The organism is Mediterraneibacter hominis (genome assembly GCF_014287475.1).
Taxonomy (GTDB): Bacteria; Bacillota; Clostridia; order Lachnospirales; family Lachnospiraceae; genus Mediterraneibacter; species Mediterraneibacter hominis.
In genome coordinates, this window is record NZ_JACOPF010000001.1 from 699,767 (window position 1) to 717,186 (window position 17,420).

The 17,420-nt window shown below is 44.6% G+C and carries 11 protein-coding genes; 4 read left to right on the forward strand and 7 right to left on the reverse strand.

Annotation, left to right across the window (positions count from 1 at the left end):
* Positions 1 to 3 precede the first annotated feature (3 nt).
* Positions 4 to 882 carry a carbohydrate ABC transporter permease gene (locus tag H8S37_RS03350; protein WP_186874619.1) on the reverse strand — a complete coding sequence of 293 codons (879 nt, stop codon included), beginning with the start codon at positions 880 to 882 and terminating at the stop codon, positions 4 to 6.
* A gap of 97 nt (positions 883 to 979) precedes the next feature.
* On the reverse strand, positions 980 to 2,329 hold the full coding sequence (locus tag H8S37_RS03355; protein WP_243207046.1) for an ABC transporter substrate-binding protein: 1,350 nt from the start codon (positions 2,327 to 2,329) through the stop codon (positions 980 to 982).
* Positions 2,330 to 2,634: 305 nt separating this feature from the next.
* Here H8S37_RS03355 and H8S37_RS03360 point away from each other — a divergent pair, with 305 nt between their 5' ends.
* Entirely contained in the window at positions 2,635 to 3,678 is a 1,044-nt protein-coding gene (locus H8S37_RS03360) for a LacI family DNA-binding transcriptional regulator (protein ID WP_186874620.1), read from the forward strand.
* A 223-nt stretch (positions 3,679 to 3,901) separates the two neighbouring features.
* On the opposite strand, the gene H8S37_RS03365 is transcribed toward H8S37_RS03360, so the two are convergent.
* Positions 3,902 to 4,933 (reverse strand): 3-deoxy-7-phosphoheptulonate synthase, encoded by a 1,032-nt coding sequence (locus H8S37_RS03365; RefSeq protein ID WP_186874621.1) that lies wholly within the window; start codon positions 4,931 to 4,933, stop codon positions 3,902 to 3,904.
* On the reverse strand, positions 4,924 to 7,359 hold the full coding sequence (locus tag H8S37_RS03370) for a cation-translocating P-type ATPase (RefSeq protein WP_186874622.1): 2,436 nt from the start codon (positions 7,357 to 7,359) through the stop codon (positions 4,924 to 4,926). The genes H8S37_RS03365 and H8S37_RS03370 overlap by 10 nt, the downstream gene beginning before the upstream one ends.
* Positions 7,360 to 7,510: 151 nt before the next feature.
* On the opposite strand from H8S37_RS03370, the gene H8S37_RS17765 reads away from it, so the two are divergent.
* Positions 7,511 to 8,872 (forward strand): MurT ligase domain-containing protein, encoded by a 1,362-nt coding sequence (locus tag H8S37_RS17765; protein WP_186874623.1) that lies wholly within the window; start codon positions 7,511 to 7,513, stop codon positions 8,870 to 8,872.
* Positions 8,869 to 9,627 (forward strand): type 1 glutamine amidotransferase, encoded by a 759-nt coding sequence (locus tag H8S37_RS03380; RefSeq protein WP_186874624.1) that lies wholly within the window; start codon positions 8,869 to 8,871, stop codon positions 9,625 to 9,627. The genes H8S37_RS17765 and H8S37_RS03380 overlap by 4 nt, the downstream gene beginning before the upstream one ends.
* A 337-nt stretch (positions 9,628 to 9,964) precedes the next feature.
* On the opposite strand, the gene ftsH is transcribed toward H8S37_RS03380, so the two are convergent.
* The 3 genes from ftsH to H8S37_RS03395 all read right to left on the reverse strand — a co-directional run bounded on the left by ftsH (position 9,965) and on the right by H8S37_RS03395 (position 15,687).
* Positions 9,965 to 11,803 carry an ATP-dependent zinc metalloprotease FtsH gene (ftsH, locus tag H8S37_RS03385; protein WP_186874625.1) on the reverse strand — a complete coding sequence of 613 codons (1,839 nt, stop codon included), beginning with the start codon at positions 11,801 to 11,803 and terminating at the stop codon, positions 9,965 to 9,967.
* Positions 11,804 to 11,867: 64 nt separating this feature from the next.
* Positions 11,868 to 14,483: a cation-translocating P-type ATPase gene (locus H8S37_RS03390; protein WP_186874626.1), complete on the reverse strand. Its 2,616-nt coding sequence runs from the start codon at positions 14,481 to 14,483 to the stop codon at positions 11,868 to 11,870.
* A 295-nt stretch (positions 14,484 to 14,778) separates the two neighbouring features.
* Positions 14,779 to 15,687, reverse strand: coding sequence for an ROK family protein (locus H8S37_RS03395; protein ID WP_186874627.1), 909 nt, complete (start codon positions 15,685 to 15,687; stop codon positions 14,779 to 14,781).
* 160 nt (positions 15,688 to 15,847) lie between these two features.
* Between H8S37_RS03395 and H8S37_RS03400 the strand changes: the two genes are divergently transcribed.
* Complete coding sequence (locus H8S37_RS03400) at positions 15,848 to 17,299, forward strand: arylsulfatase (RefSeq protein ID WP_186874628.1); 1,452 nt, start codon at positions 15,848 to 15,850, stop codon at positions 17,297 to 17,299.
* Positions 17,300 to 17,420 lie beyond the last annotated feature (121 nt).

Genomic DNA, 17,420 nt, shown 5'->3' on the forward strand with positions numbered 1-17,420 from the left:
TTCCTATGATTCATTACGGCTCATTCTCGCGTATGCAATAGAAGCAACCAATCCCAGAAGAGACATAATCACGGCAATTGCGGCAGATTTTCCAAACTGGAAAAGACTAAACGCATAATTATAAGTCAAAGTTCCAAGCATTTCTGTAGAATGTGCAGGACCTCCTGAGGTCAGAAGATATACATAATCAAACTGTAGAAAAGATTGGATTATAATCAGAACCAGCATCATTTTAAAAGTCGGAAGCATACTCGGAAAATAAATATATCTGAATAATTGCCGTCCGTTACATCCATCCATTGTTGCCGCCTCCACATAATCTGAAGGAGTCTGACGAAGCGCAGAGAAAAATACAACTGCAAGATATCCCCAGTAATGCCAGATGTCCGCTGCCGCCACTCCAAACAGTGCAGTATTCGGCTGAGTCAGCGGAGATGCCATCCAGTCAAGACCAAATATATTTTTCATAAATCCAACCAGACCGGTAAGCGGACTATAGATCATATTTAGCCAGATAAGGGCATTTGCAATAGGAGCAACAACATAAGGGAACAAAAACATCACTTGAAAAAGTGCACTTTTCTTCTTCTGCTTTAACAGCCCGACAGCTGCAATCAGCGCAATCGAAACTGGAATAATCAAATAAATAAACATCCACTTACAGTTATTCCCCAATGCAGTGACAAAGACTTCGTCACTAAACAGCTCTTTATAGTTTTGAAGACCGATAAATGTCATGTCCTCTGATATACCGTTCCAATCCGTAAAGGAAGAAATAATTGTGGTAACAGATGGGATCAGAATCACACAGGTACTTAAAATAACTGCCGGCGCTATCAACAGATAATATGGTATTTTTTGTTTTATCCAATTGAATGACATGAAACGCCACCTCTTTCTCTTTTCATATATGACCAGCCAGATATAAAAACAGCGGTACTCTTTTGTACGAGTACCGCCGCAAAAATTTCATATCGCCTTACTCGCCTGACGGTGCCGGGCATATCGGGCAGGAGCCCGCGTCAAAATCTTTCTGGAACGCGTCATCAATCTCCTGCATAAACGTATCAGCATCCTTTTCTCCCAGCCACACAGAATCCACTTTATACATCAGATCAAATGCTTCTGCCGGCATATAAGAGGAATTGTAGTATCCAAAATTGCCTTGGTCGATCGCAGTACATGCTTCAGAGATTCCCTGCATAAACATCAATGGAAGACCGGTGAACTGGTTCATATCGATCTCGCTTAATGTTGTCAGAGGCACTGCCCAATAACCAGGCCAGTCATTCGCCATACTTGCGACAAATTCATTGGTCATCATCATGTCTAAGAACTCTGCACATTCATCTTTGTATTCTGTCTTTTCATTAATTGCCAGCAGACCCGTAGCTCCTACTGTATAAACAGCCGGCGTATCTGCATCCGCTGCAGGAAATGCAGTAAATCCAAATAAGTCTTCATCGGCATAATCCATTAAGTTCTGGATAAACTTCATAGGACCGAAGAAGAACGGCGATCTTCCTTCCGCGAGCAGCGCGGCAGAATCCGCCCAATCCAAAGACAGGTAGTCCGTACCTAAGTATCCTTTCTGGTACCAGTCTGCAGATGTCTGTATCGCGCCAGTTAAAGCTTCATCTGTCCACGGTGTCGCATCTGTCAATGCCTCATAGACCTTATCCGTTCCGCCGAATGAATTCAGGAAAAGAGAGGTATAGTCTTCATTTGTCTGCTGCCAGCCTTTGCTTCCTGTCACAGATGCATACATACCTTTTTCCATTGCTTCATCCATGATCTTTGTAAGCTCATCCACGGTGGTCGGTACTTCCCAGTTATTTTCCTCCAAAACCTCTTTGTTGTATACCATCCCGATGACATTCATCCCCATAGGGAGGGAATATAAGGAACCATCATATAATCCAGAATCATACATGCATCCTAAAATCTTGTCTTCCCATCCATATTTTTCTGCATATTCATCCAGATTAGCATATTTGCCGGCCTGAATATAGGTTAATGCAAGAGATGGTGAAGATTCATAGATAATGTCCGGCCCTTCATCGGCAGATAGCGCAACCGCCATATCTTTATTGACAGAAGACCGGTACTCAACCGTCAGGTTAAATCCTGGATGTTCCTCATTAAATTTGTCTACCAGATTTTTTGACATAGCTTCCTGCTGCTCCGAAGTAGCTCCCCAGAACCACATGGATAATTCCACTACATCACTATCCTTTTTTCCTTCCTCGCTCCCCTTGCTTCCACAGGCCGTAAGCAATCCCGTACACATAGCCAGAGCCAGCATCACACTTAAAATTCGCTTTTTCATAGCATCACATCCTCCTTTTCTTTTAATAAAACGTTTTATCACGCTCTTTTCACCCTTTTTATCCGGGTTTTTATAGTAAAATACTATCACCCCCCCCCCCCCGATTTGTCAATAAAATTAAATATTTTTAACACTTTTGCACATATTTTTTCTATTTTTTTGTATATAATACCGAATCATAATTACAATTTCAATATATGATAAATCGTTTTATCTATAAATTATTGAAATATCTGGTCAATCTATTGCACCTCTCACCATTTCTTGTTATAATGTCAAAAAATGTGTCTAAAGGAGGCTTTGTTTTGGCTTGTACTATTCGCGACATCGCTCTGGCAGCCGACGTCTCCGTTTCTACTGTTTCATTGGTACTTCGCGGAAAGGAATGCCGCATATCAGAAGAGACAAAATCGCGGGTTCGACAGATTGCCGAGCAGATGCATTATGTTCCCAATCAGGTAGCTGTTTCACTGGTTACCAAAAAAACACATACAATCGGATTGATTTATGCCGACATGCTCAATCCATTTTATTCTGAACTGGCCGTAGGAGTGGAACGAAACGCACGTTCCCACGATTACAGCGTTCTAATCTGTAATTGCGACGAGCAGGTACAGCGCTGTGTCAGCAATATTGATCTGCTGGAAAGCCGTTGTATTGATGGTTTTATTTTACAGCCGCCGGAAACAATTAACGCCGTTCCCGGGCAGCTTCACGCATTGCAGGAAAAATTAAACAGTTGTCGTATTCCGTATATTATTTTGGATCGCGCAATCCACGATATCTTCCATGACTACATTGCCGCAGACCATCAGTTAGGTGGTTCACTTGCTACGGAACACCTCATACGCCTGGGGCATACACGTATCGGCTGTATTACAGGCTCTCTCTCTGATTACGGTTCTAAGCGCCGCCTCGCAGGTTATAAAGAGGTTCTCTCTTCTCATGGGATACCTTACAATCCTTCGTTTGTTTACGAAGGTTTATATCTGGTTGAAACCGGTTACTACGGAGCTATAGAACTTTTCAAGCAAAATGTTACTGCCATATTTGCATTCAGCGACCAAATTGCGCTAGGTGTACAGCGGGCTGCTTTAGAATACAATATTTCTATTCCCGAAGAACTTTCACTTATAGGATACGATGATAGTTCTATCGCTCATTTGTGTGCGGTTCCTCTGACAACAATCCGCCAGCCCATAGAGCTGTTAGGGCGCCGCGCATGTGAAATTTTGATTGATCGGATTGATACTCCCGATCGTCTCCATCAGGATTATCTTTATCCCCCTGCATTAATTCAACGGAAAAGCTGTGCATTGCCAAGAAGCGCTGATAAAAAATTACTATAGCGTCGGTGTACAAGAGGCAAACTTCTAACTATACACCTGGAGTCAGACTGTCAAAGCCCCCCTATTAAGCATCAGCAAAATAGGGGGGCTTTTTCTGCACTAATTACCTGCCACTATAACCTTTCCATAATCTTCTTAATAATGATTTCGTCCGCTGGAAGCCACCGGACAGAATCTAGTGTTTCCTTCGTTAACCACTGAGCAGCTTCCGATTCATATTCTTTTAAACTTTCTCCGCAATCATATACAGCATTTTTTCCGTTTCTTCCCAGCCCAGACAAGGGTCTGTAATGGATTTTCCATATACATGATTTTCTCCAATATCCTGACGGCCTTCTGCCAGATAACTCTCTACCATTACACCTTTTACTAATTGTCTTAATTTCTCATTATACTTTCTGCTGTGCAGGACTTCGCTTACAATCCTTGGTTGTTCTTTAAACTGCTTGCCGGAATTGGAATGATTTGTATCAATAATCACTGCCGGATTACAAAGCTTTTGCTTTTCATACATTTCCTGAAGGCGCATCAGATCTTCATAGTGGTAATTCGGAATATTCTTTCCATATTTATCCACACCCCCTCTTAAAATCGTATGTGCCAGAGGATTTCCGGAAGTATTTACGTCACAGCCTCTGTAAATAAAACGGTGTGGATGCTGTGCGGCAATCACAGAGTTTAACATGACAGATAAATCACCACTCGTAGGATTTTTCATTCCTACAGGAATGTCCATCCCACTTGCGGTCAGACGGTGCTGCTGGTTTTCTACAGAACGGGCGCCAATCGCCTCATAGGACAGCACGTCGTCCAGATAACTCCTGTTCTCCGGATACAGCATCTCATCTGCCGAAGAAAGTCCTGTCTCTTTTAACACGCGGATATGGAGCTTTCGGATTGCAATAATACCGGCCAATAAATCCGGCGCCTTGTCCGGATTTGGCTGATGTAACATCCCCTTATATCCCTCCCCCGTTGTTCTGGGTTTATTCGTATACACCCGCGGTATGATCAGCAGTTTTTCTTCTACCTCGTCTGCTACTTTTTTTAAACGGCCTGCATATTCGCAGACAGAGTCTGCATTGTCTGCGGAGCAGGGGCCGACAATGACAAGAAACCTCTCCGATCTTCCTGTAAAAATATCCCGTATCTCTCTGTCTCTTTTTTCTTTCCTCTGTCTGAGCTTTTCCGGCAGCGGATATTCCCTTTTCAGCGTATCTGGCAGCGGCAGCTCATGGTTTTGTATCATAGACATTCTTCTTCCTCCCCTTTTCGACGCAATCTTAAATAATAAATCCGCAGTTTTTCTACAAGCCTTGTTAAATAACGCAGCACCGGCTCTGTCGCAATCGCAAACACAACGAACAGCATAATGCATTTTGTCGACATTCCCGTAATTGCAAACAAATCGTTCAAATAGAAACTACAGAACAGCAGCCCTGCTATGGAGCCTGCAAAAATAGCAATCCGCAGCTTATTCATCGGTGCACTGATTGTATACAGAATCATAAACCCGACAATTGCCAGAAGCATCGTTGCTGCGGTAGAAATATCTGTTGTATTCACCCCGAACGTCTCACCGAATATCACTAACGCGCCTACGGCAATCGCGTCCGTAAGTGCAGCCGGCAATGCCTTTAAAAATACATTGGTCAAAAATCTTCCCTTTATGATATTTTTGTTTGGCTCCAGCGCCAGGAAAAATGCCGGTATTCCAATCGTAAACATACTGATAAGCGAAACCTGCGACGGCTCCAGCGGATAGGTAAACATAAATACCACTGACAACAGGCTCAGCAGAAAGGAGAAAATATTTTTTACCAAAAACAGACTGGCAGAACGCTGAATATTGTTTACCACCCGTCTTCCTTCTAAAACAACCTGCGGCATACAGGAGAAATCCGATTCCAGCAGAACTAACTGTGATGCCTGCGCAGCCGCCTCGCTCCCCGATGCCATTGCGATACTGCAATCTGCGTCCTTTAAAGCAAGAACATCATTTACGCCGTCTCCTGTCATGGCAACTGTACGTCCTGCTTCTTTTAGTACCTGTACAAACTGTCGCTTCTGGTTCGGCGTCACTCTTCCGAACACAGTATTGTTTAAAACCGCTTCTCTTACCTGCTCCGGAGTGTTCAAAGAAGACGCGTCTACATATTGTTCAGCTCCTGCTATACCCGCCTGTTTTGCAACCTCAGAGACAGTCACTGGATTATCTCCGGAAATGACCTTGATTTCTACTCCCTGCTCTGCAAAATACCGAAACGTCTCCTGTGCGGCTTCGCGAATTGGATTTGCCAACAGAAGATAAGCAAGGGGCACAATTCCGTGATGCAGAGGTTTTCCGTCAATCTCCTCATCATAGCTGCCAAATACAAGCACTCTGGCCCCTTTCGAGGCATAGTTTAAAATTTCTGCTTCATATGCAGGATACTTTTCTTTTAATACAAATTCCGGCGCTCCTAAAACATACGCGCCGTCCGCAAAGGTTACGCTGCTATATTTCGTCGCAGAGGAAAATCCCGTCTTTGCAACCGCCTCTCTTCCGGAGGCGACAGAAAAATATGCTTTTACCGCTTCCATTGTAATATTGTCACTGCTCATTGCCGCCGCGAAGTCTCCAATCAGCATGTGCAAGGGCTCTCTTTGCTCTTCCTCATATTCTCCAGAAGGGATCATCTCCTGCACCTTCATCGTATTTTCTGTAACCGTTCCCGTTTTATCTACACAAAGTACATTTACCCGGGCAAGCGTCTCTATACACTTCATGTCATGCAGCAGAACTTTCTTCTGCGCAAGACGGATAGAGCTTACCGCAAGCGCCACACTGGCAAGCAGATACAGCCCCTCCGGAATCATGCCAATCACAGCAGCGATCATGGAAGTCACACTGGAACGAAAGCCCTCCCCCTGCAGGAGAAATGCCTGTCCAAATAACACCAGACCAATAGGAATGATAGCAATTCCTACGCATTTTACCAGTTTATCGAGTGAACGAATCATTTCTGACTGTTCCCCCTCCTGCATTTCTTTCGCCTGTATGGTCAGCTTCGAAATATAGGAATCTGCGCCGACTTTATCTAAACGGGCATGACACTGTCCGGAGACAATGAAGCTCCCTGACATCAGCTTGTCCCCTCTGCGCTTTGTAATCTCATCCGATTCTCCGGTCAGCAGGGATTCATTGACCTGTACCTCTCCTGCACATATCTCTGCGTCCGCACAAACCTGATTTCCGGCACGAAAAATAACAATGTCATCGAGCACCAATTCTTCAGCGTCAATCGTCCAGGTTTTTCCATCTCTGACTACAAGTGCATGCGGAGCATTGAGCATCGTCATTTTATCCAATACTCGCTTCGCCCTGATTTCCTGTACAATCCCAATCAAGGTATTTGCAACAATCACCGGAAGAAATGTCAGATCCCTGAAAGACCCTACAATGCATAAGAGCACCGCCAGTATTGTAAAAATCAGGTTAAAATACGTAAATACATTTTCATGTATAATTTCCTTTGTCGTCTTAGAAGGAGGATCTACTGCCCTGTTTGTCCAGCCATGCAGCCTGTGTTCCTGTACCTGTGCACCGGTAAGTCCTTCTCGGTATTCTGGACAATAGCGGGTTGTAGGAATTCTTCTGTCTGCCTTTTCTTCTGCTTTTATCTTTTGCTTTCTCGCCATATATCAATTACCTTCCTTCTGGAATACTCTTTTCTTCATATTTCTATGTTATTCTAACATAATAACTCCTTGTTTTCTATGACCTTTTCCCTTATAATAATACAAGTATTTAGGTAAAATACAAGTATAGACAAAAAGTTGGGTTATCATTATGAGATTAAGAAGTAAATTTGCAATCAAATGTGCAAAAGGGACAAGCGCCCTGATTAAAAAATTAAACCGCGGAAGCGGAGTCACTCTTCCTGGATATGTCGCCCGTCTGATCGATCCAGATATTTTAAAAGAGCTCTCCAGTCAGGTTCGAAAAAAAATTATCGTAACTATGGGCACAAACGGAAAGACTACCACGAATGCAATTCTCTATCAGGCTTTAGCAGCAGAAAATCAAAAAGTCATCATCAACCGCACCGGTGCGAATATGTTAAATGGTATTATTTCTGCATTCGTACTCTCTACCGATCGCCATGGGCTTCTTGACGCCGACTATGCCTGTATCGAGGTAGATGAAATTGCTTCTGTGAAAGTCCTGCCACAGCTAAAGCCCGACTGTGCTCTGCTGACCAATATATCCCGGGATCAGTTAGACCGCTTCGGCGAGGTAGATATTACCTATAATAAGCTGCTGGACGCTGTAACAAGCGTACCGGATACCGTCCTCATTATCAACTGTGACGATATTCTTTCCTACTCTCTTGCTGAAAAAAGTCAAAATCCGTTTGTCACCTATGGGATCAGTGAACAGATATTTGACGATATTTCCCGTTCAGAAATACGGGAAAGCATCTTCTGCCGCAACTGTGGCAAAAAGCTTTGCTACGATTTTTTCCACTATGGACAGCTTGGAATCTACCATTGTCCAAACTGCGGATGGGAACGTCCGGTTCCAGATTATACGGCCGAGAATATCCAATTCCATGAGGAGGTTTATTCCTTTGATATGGACGGACTTTCTATTGATTCAACAGCACGCACGCCTTACAACATATATAATACACTCTCCGCTTACACAGCTTTAAAGACATTGGGTGCAGGCTGCCGTAATTTTAAGTCTATGATCGAGGCATTCGATTACGGCAATAACCGTGAAAGTATATTTACAATAAAGGGTGCAAGGGTACAGCTTCACCTCGCCAAGAATCCAATTGGTTTCCAACAGAAGGTATCCCTGGTTTTAAAAGATGAAAAGCCAAAAGATATTATCATACAGATTAACGACACGTATCAGGATGGCGAAGACATTTCCTGGCTGTGGGACGTAGACTTCCAATATCTCGCAGACAGCCATGCACAGTCTATTATCACTGCCGGAACCAGAAGACACGATATGGGACTTCGCCTGAAATACGAAGATATTCCCTGTACCTCTACTACGGATCTGCGCACCACCGTTTTGGAACGGGCCGGGCACGGCACAAAAAATCTCTATGTCATTGTCAACTATTCTGGGCTGTACCGGACAAACCATCTGTTGACAGAGCTGGAAAAAGAACCGGAAGGAGGGAATCACGCATGAAACTGACAATCGGACATTTATATCCTGATCTACTGAATCTGTACGGCGACCGAGGGAATATCCAGTGTTTTCGCAAGCGTCTTGAGTGGCGCGGTATGGAGGCAGAGGTCATCCCCTTTTTGTCGGGGGACTCCATCGACTTTTCCAAACTGGATATTGTACTTTTAGGCGGCGGATCGGATCGGGAACAGGAGATTGTCTGCAATTATTTAAAAGACATTCAGACAGATTTTCAGTCTTTCGTTGAAAAGGACGGCGTTGTCCTCGCTGTCTGCGGAGGATACCAGCTTCTCGGGAAATATTATAAAACAGACAAAAAGACAATCGAAGGGCTTTCTATCCTTGACATTACGACGGAATGGCAGCCTGAACGCCTGATACGCAATATCGTTTTAAACAGCCCTCTGTTCGATACTCCTGTTGTAGGGTTTGAAAATCATGGCGGACGCACTTACATTGGAAACCATACCCCTTTTGGAAAAGTTTTCTACGGGCTTGGAAATACTGGAAAATCTGGCTACGAGGGAGTGGTTTACAAAAATGTAATCGCCACCTATCTGCATGGCCCTCTCCTGCCTAAAAACCCTCACGTTTGTGATTACCTGCTTGAACGGGCACTGAAGAGAAAATATGGCCCTGATGTAACGCTTCCCTCTCTGCCTGATGAACTGGAGCACAAAGCAAATCAATACATTGTAGACAGGTACAGCGATAAAAAATACATCTTGAAAGAGACCATCAAACGTCATACTTAAAAATAAACTACAGACGCACTGTTATATGCTGAAAAAATGCAAATTTATCTACTGTACAGCATGGCAGTGCGTCTGTAGCATTTGGGGGGGCGGAGGCTTTCTCCTACTTTAGCGTCAGTGTACAAGGGGCAATACGGTCGATGAAGGACAAATTTAAGCCGCTTTGTCGTTACTTTCACTCCGCGTACGTCTTTGTACGCGTCGTTCAAGTGCCTAAAAGAGGCTTAAATTTGTCTCTTCACGACTCTCAGACCTCAACCGCCGAAATTACGCGGTTTGAGGCGTGTTGCCCCTTGTACACCGACGCTGTCTATAATCTATATACATTCTTCACTTTTCACTGCGGCAGATTTTTTCTCTCTAGTATTTCCATAAATTCTTCTCCTGTTATAGTCTCTTTTTCATACAAATATTTTGCCAGCTCGTGAAGCTTCGTTTCATTTTCTTTTAACAGATTCATCGCCTTATCATAGGCATCTTTTACCGTCTGCACTACCATCTCGTCAATCATTTTTGCCGTTTCCGGCGCACAGCTTAAGCTACTGTCCCCGCCTAGATAAGGATTGACACTCGTCTCCAGAGCCACCATTCCAAACTGCTTAGACATACCGTATTTGGTAACCATTGCCCTCGCCAATTTTGTTGCCTGCTCAATGTCATTGGACGCGCCCGTCGTGATAGAGTGGAAAATCAAATCTTCCGCACATCTGCCGCCTGTCAGCGTCGCAATACGATTCTGAATTTCTTCTTTTGACATCAGATTACGCTCCCCTTCGTCTACCTGCATTGTATATCCCAGTGCTCCTGATGTACGGGGAATGATCGTGATTTTTGTCACAGGAGCTGAATGTGACTGTAGCGCAGCCACAAGGGCATGTCCTGTCTCGTGGTAAGCTACAATTAACTTTTCCTTTGTAGAAAGCACCTTATTTTTCTTCTGGTATCCGGCAATCACCACTTCTATACTCTCTTCGAGATCTGCCTGCGTCACATATTTCCTGTCCTCTCTGACCGCCCGCAGCGCTGCTTCATTGATCATGTTGGCAAGCTCCGCACCGGAGGCGCCGGATGCCGCACGCGCGATTACATGAAAGTCTACATTATCCGCTAGTTTTATTTTCTTGGCATGTACCTTCAGTATTTCTTCTCTTCCTTTTAAATCCGGAAGCTCCACTGGTATTCGGCGGTCAAATCTGCCCGGCCTTAGCAAAGCAGGATCTAATGTATCCGGCCGGTTTGTCGCTGCAAGTATAACAACCCCTTTGGAAGCATCAAATCCATCCATCTCCGTTAGAAGCTGGTTCAACGTCTGTTCTCTTTCATCATTGCCTCCAAATCCCTGACCATCTCTCTTCTTTCCGATTGTGTCAATCTCATCAATAAATACAATACAGGGTGCCTTTTCATTTGCCTGTTTGAACAGGTCACGCACTTTGGAAGCCCCCATTCCCACAAACATTTCTACAAATTCAGAACCGGAAATAGAGAAGAAAGGGACATTTGCCTCTCCTGCCACCGCTTTTGCCAAAAGTGTTTTTCCTGTTCCCGGCGGCCCTACAAGAAGAGCTCCTTTCGGGCACATCGCCCCTATTTCCTGGTATTTCTGTGGATTATGCAAAAAATCTACAATTTCCGTCAGCAGTTCTTTTGCCTCGTCCTCACCCGCCACATCCTCAAATTTGATGCCGGTTGTAGACGCCACATATACTTTGGCATTGCTCTTTCCAAACTGCATGAAAGGATTTCCTGCGCCGCCGCCTCCCATTTTCTTCATCATTCTTCGTGCAAGAAGCTGCCCCAATCCCCAGAAAATCAAAAGAGGCACGATCCAGGTGAGCAGAAAGCTAAAAATCGGATTCATCTCTTCTTTTACCACTCTGCCAAAGGAACAGCCTGAATCATACAGCCGATCCACTAATTCCGGATCATCAAATGTAGTCGTTTCGTAATATTTCGGTTCTTTTCCTTTATCTGTGAAGTAGATATTTTCATTTTCAATCTGCACCTTCAATACTTCTTTGTTTTCTACCATCTTCAAAAAGGTGCCATAATCCACTGTTTCTACCGGCTGTCCCATAAATTTCGGAAAAATAAGGGCATTCAGAAAAATCAGAACAGCCAGCGCAATCAGATAATATATATACAATGGTCTTTTTGGCTTTTTCACCTGCTGCATTTCAATTCCTCCTTTTTGTCTTTTCTTCTTTCACTTTTTCATTTGTCAATCCTGGATGCCTCCTTTATTTTCTGCGCACTGCCATTCTGATCGCCTTTAGAAGCTGGACTATCGGAATATTCAGCGCTGCAAGCCCATATACTGTAAACAACTGTGATATAGTAAGTGTCTGTACTTTAAAAATATTATGAAGCCCCGGTATCATTACCACACAGGTAATCAATATAATGCCAAGAATAAAGGCTCCAATCAAATATATATTATTTATCACTGCCTTTGTAAAGACAACCGGTCTGTCTGATTTGCAGTTAAATCCATGAAACAGCCTTGCACAACATAAGGTCGCAAATGCCATTGTACTTGCAAGCAGCGCATTTTCTCCGGAATGATACCCAATCAAAAACGCAATCATAGTTGTCACCCCTATGGACAATCCTTCTGTCCCCACCTTAAAAAGGAAATCCTTCGTCAGAATAGACTCGTTCATCGGTCTTGGTTTTTCCTTCATTACCTCCTTTGAATGAGGCTCCAGCCCCAGCGCAATCGCCGGCAGACTGTCGGTCAGCAGATTGATAAACAGCAAGTGTACGGGGGCAAATGGAACTGGTAAAGCCATAATAGAGGCATACAGCACCGCCAGAATCGCTCCAAAATTTCCAGACAACAAGAATTGAATTGCACTTTTGATATTACGGTACAGGTTTCTTCCGTTCTCTACTGCCTTTACAATCGTTGCAAAATTGTCGTCCGTCAGTACCATTGCAGCGGCATCCTTTGAGACTTCACTTCCTGTAATTCCCATTGCCACTCCGATGTCTGCCTGTTTCAAGGCAGGCGCATCATTTACCCCGTCTCCTGTCATAGAGACGATATTTCCTTTGTCCTGCCATGCACGTACAATCCGTATCTTATGTTCCGGCGATACGCGTGCATATACAGAGATACCTTCTACAAATTTCTTTAATTCTTCCTCCGACATTCCGTCGATCTCTGCTCCCTCACAAGCCTCCGACTCTTTTTCAAGAATACCTATTCTCTTTGCGATCGCCGCTGCTGTTACTTTGTGATCTCCTGTTATCATAATCGGGCGTATTCCCGCACCTTTACATTCCTCCACTGCTGCTTTTGACTCCTCCCGCGGTGGATCCATCATCGCGATAAGCCCGAGAAATGTCAGTCCGTATTCGTCTTCCAGCGACAATTCCAGCTCATCCGACACAATTTTATATGCAAACCCCAGCACCCTGAGACCTTCTCTGGAAAATGCCTGATTCTGCGCCGCAATCTGCCTTTTGTCTTTTTCTGTTACAGGGCGAATCTCCTCCCCAATCTGTATCTTCTCTATACGTTCCATCAGGACGTCCACCGCCCCCTTGACAAGCATTGTCGGATTTCCTTCCATTGTATGCTTTGTCGACATCAGTTTTCTGTCACTGTCAAAAGGATTCTCACTTTCACGAGGGTATTTCTCTCTTACCACCTCCGGACAGACACCCAGGCGGGTACCTAGATTAATCAGCGCAGTCTCAGTAGGATCTCCGATTTCTACTCCATCTGCATTGGTAGAATCGTTGCAGAGAATACTTGCCAGAAGCAGCCTGCTGTGGGAGAGATTCTGCACGTCAATGTCTTCTGCTGTAATACAGGTTTCATCTACATAATAGTCTTCCACTGTCATCTTATTTTGCGTCAAAGTTCCTGTTTTATCCGAACAGATAATAGAAACACTGCCCAGTCCCTCCACTGCCTGGAGTTTACGCACAATCGCATGCTCCTTCGCCATTTTCTGTGTTCCAAAGGAAAGTACAATTGTCACAATGGAGCTCAACGCCTCTGGAATTGCCGCTACCGCCAGAGCTACCGCAAATAAAAATGCATCTCCTATATTGTCTCCTCTAAATACACTGATTCCAAATAGAATTCCACAGAAAACCAAAATCAAAATAGACAGCTTCTGTCCAAACTGATCCAAATTAATCTGAAGGGGCGTTCTCTTTTCTGAAGTTGTCTTTAGAAGGCTTGCAATCTTCCCCACTTCTGTCTGCATTCCAATGTCTGTCACAACAAAAGCGCCTCTTCCATAGGTAACAAAGCTGCCGGAATAAACCATATTGAGCCGATCGCCAAGTGGGACCTCTCCTTGTATCGTGTCAATGGATTTATCCACGCCAAGACTTTCTCCTGTCAGAGCACTTTCATCGACCTTGAGGCTCGCACATTCTAAGAGACGCCCATCTGCCGGAATATAGTCTCCTGCGTCAAGCATCACCTTGTCTCCCACCGTCACCTCAGAGGATGGGATCTGAATGACATTGCCGTCTCTTAATACCTTTGCCTCCGGCCCTGAAAGCTTCTTTAAGCTTGCCAGAGACTGCTCTGCCTTCACTGTCTGCACCGTTCCAAGAATGGCATTCATAGTGATAACGATCAAAATAACCGCTGTACTCTCCACATCTCCCAAAAAGCCGGATACAATTGCTGCCGCGATCAATATAATGACAAGAAAATCTTTATACTGTTCCAGGAAAATCTGCAGCGTTGTCTTTTTCTTGCCCTCCACCAGCTCATTTCGTCCGTATTTTTCCTGATGCTCCTTCACCTGACTGCTGCTGAGCGGTTCTGTCTGCCCGTTTACCGCTTTTAATGTTTCCTCTCCAGATAATTGGTAATATTTCTCCATCTTCAAACCTCCTTTTTTCTATTTTCTTTAATAAATGAAATAATATACTCTGGCATACGCCTTGCAGATTTTTACTCTAAACAAAAAATGAGACTTTTATTGCACCTTTCAAATGCAATAAAAGTCTCACTGTTTAATCACGATACGGATGGCTTCTCCATCGTACTGACGACATCGCAAACGTTTTATTATTTTATAAACGCCAGTTACTCCCTTTTACAAAAAATACTATAATGCATTTTTTATCTGCTGTCAATTCTGTTTACAATATTTTCACATTCTGGCATTTTCTCTCTTAGCAAAGCTTTCTGCCCTTTGTCATAGGAAGCATAGCCGCCCCCACAATTCCCGGCTCTTCCAGAAGTGCCTCCTTAAATACAACACTTTGCATTCCGTCATGGATCATCGTCCGGTAAAAACGCTCCATCTTCTCAAAGAACACATCCTTCCCTTTCATTACGCCGCCGCCTACCACAAACACGTGTGGATCGACAATATGACCTACGGCACAGAGCATCATCGCCATATCGTATGCCATATCGTCGACAAGCTTTATCGCCTTTTCATCTCCGCCGCGCGCCATTTCAAACACATCGCCCGCGTTGGAAATATGCTCTCCCAGTATTTCTTTTCCTTTTCGGGTCAATGCGGTACCGCTTGCCTCGTTTTCTACGGCGCCTGCATTTAAGATATTGTATTTTTTCCGGTTTCTGTCGATACAGATATTTCCTATCTCCCCTGCATGCCCGTTCTGCCCGCTGACCACCTTCTGATCGATAACCAGGGCGCCTCCAATCCCCGTTGAAATTGTCACATAATAAACAATCGGATAGCCCTTCCCAGCGCCCAGAACTGCTTCTCCTAATGCCGCGACCTTTACGTCATTGTCCATATACGCAGGCTTCTGAAAATGCTTCTCTATATATTCTGCAATTGGAAAGCCAATCAGTTTTGGAAGATTTGTAGATACGATGATTTTCCCGCCAATCGTATCAATGGGGCCTGGGATTCCCATACCGATCCCTTCACAGTCCTCATATCCCTCCAGACTTTCAATCAGGGAAATCATCGTCTCCATAACAGATTCTGCGCCTCTTTCCGGGCAGCTTCTGCTCTTTTTCATACACTGGATCACACCGTCCTCTCTTACTACGGCGGCTCTTACATTCGTCCCTCCCAAATCTACACCAATAAATGTTTTCATTGTTTTTACCTCCATTCTTTTATAATTCCTCTTAAATAGTTTTGATAACAACACATATAGTATTTGCTTTTCTTCTCCGCTTGTATTATGTTGAATATAACACCTGTTTTCATACGGTCAACCATAAATATATAAAATATCGCGATAAGGAGAAAATAACATGAAACAGCCGAATATTCTTTTTATTATGACCGACCAGCTTAGATGGGACTGTCTGGGATACGCCGGACATCCTGATGTAAAAACCCCCTATCTTGACACCCTCGCCTCCAGAGGCGTCGTCTTTGAGCGGGCGTACAGCGCGTGTCCAAGCTGTATAGCCGCCCGCGCCGCCCTCCACACAGGCATGGAACAGGCGCATCATGGCCGCGTCGGCTACGAAGACAATATCCCCTGGAAATACGCGCACACACTGGCAGGCGAATTATCTGCCGCAGGATACTATACACAATGTGTAGGTAAGATGCACGTACATCCCTTACGCAATTATCTTGGTTTTCACAATGTAGAACTCCACGACGGCTATCTTCATTCCGCCCGTTATTCAGATATTCCTTATCAGGAATCACAGTTTGTAGCGGACGATTACTTTTACTGGCTAAAGCAGGAGTTAGGTACGGCGGCGGATGTAACCGAAACAGGACTAGACTGCAACAGCTATCTTTCCCGCCCCTGGATCCGCGAAGAACGCTTTCATCCTACGAACTGGGTTACCGATCGCAGCATTGATTTTTTAAGAAGACGCGATCCTGGCAGGCCCTTTTTCCTGATGGCCTCTTATCTGCGTCCACATCCGCCTTTTGACGCGCCATCCCACTATTTTGACATGTATAGAAGCATGACACTTCGCCCGCCTTTTGTCGGCGACTGGGAATCAACAGAAGAACTAAAAAGATACGGACGTATCTTTGACTCCAGAACAGGACCTGCTGATCCAGAACTGATCCGGCAGGCTCAGATCGGCTATTACGCATGCATCACACATCTGGATCACCAGATTGGACGTCTTATCATGGCGCTTATTGAGCATAAGCTCTATGACAATACCGTTATCCTATTTACTTCCGATCACGGAGAGGAGCTCTGCGATCATCATATGTTCCGCAAATCCCGCCCATATGAGGGAAGCTGTCATATTCCTCTGTTTCTCTGCGCCGGAAAAGAGGCGCTTGAAACCTTTTGCCCCTCTTCCTCCTGCCGGGGTCTTATTGAGTTAAGAGATATTATGCCCACCCTGCTGGAAATCGCGGGTGCGGATATTCCGGACTCCGTAGACGGAACAAGCTTTCTTCCTCTTGTTTACAATCCACAGGGTACGCCGCGCACCTGGTTACACGGAGAGCACTCCTATGCGGAGCATTCCAATCACTGGATTGTCACACAGACTGATAAATATATCTGGTATACGCAGACGGGAAAAGAACAATACTTCCGGCTGGATGAGGATCCCCACGAGCTATGCGATGAAATCCACAACCCCGTTTATCAGGAACGGATCTGTCTGCTGAGAAACCATCTGATCGACTGTCTGAAAAACCGTCCCGAAGGCTTTGTAGAAAAGGGGCGTCTCTCTGCCGGAAAATCCTATCCGCCGACGCTTTCAAACGCCTGAGCCTCTTTCTTTCCCGCTCTCTAAAAACAGCGGTATATACTTATAAGGGGATACCGCCCGGCTGATAAACAGCCGGCGCGGCCTCCCCTTTATCTCTTTTTTCTCTTTTATCTATTCTATT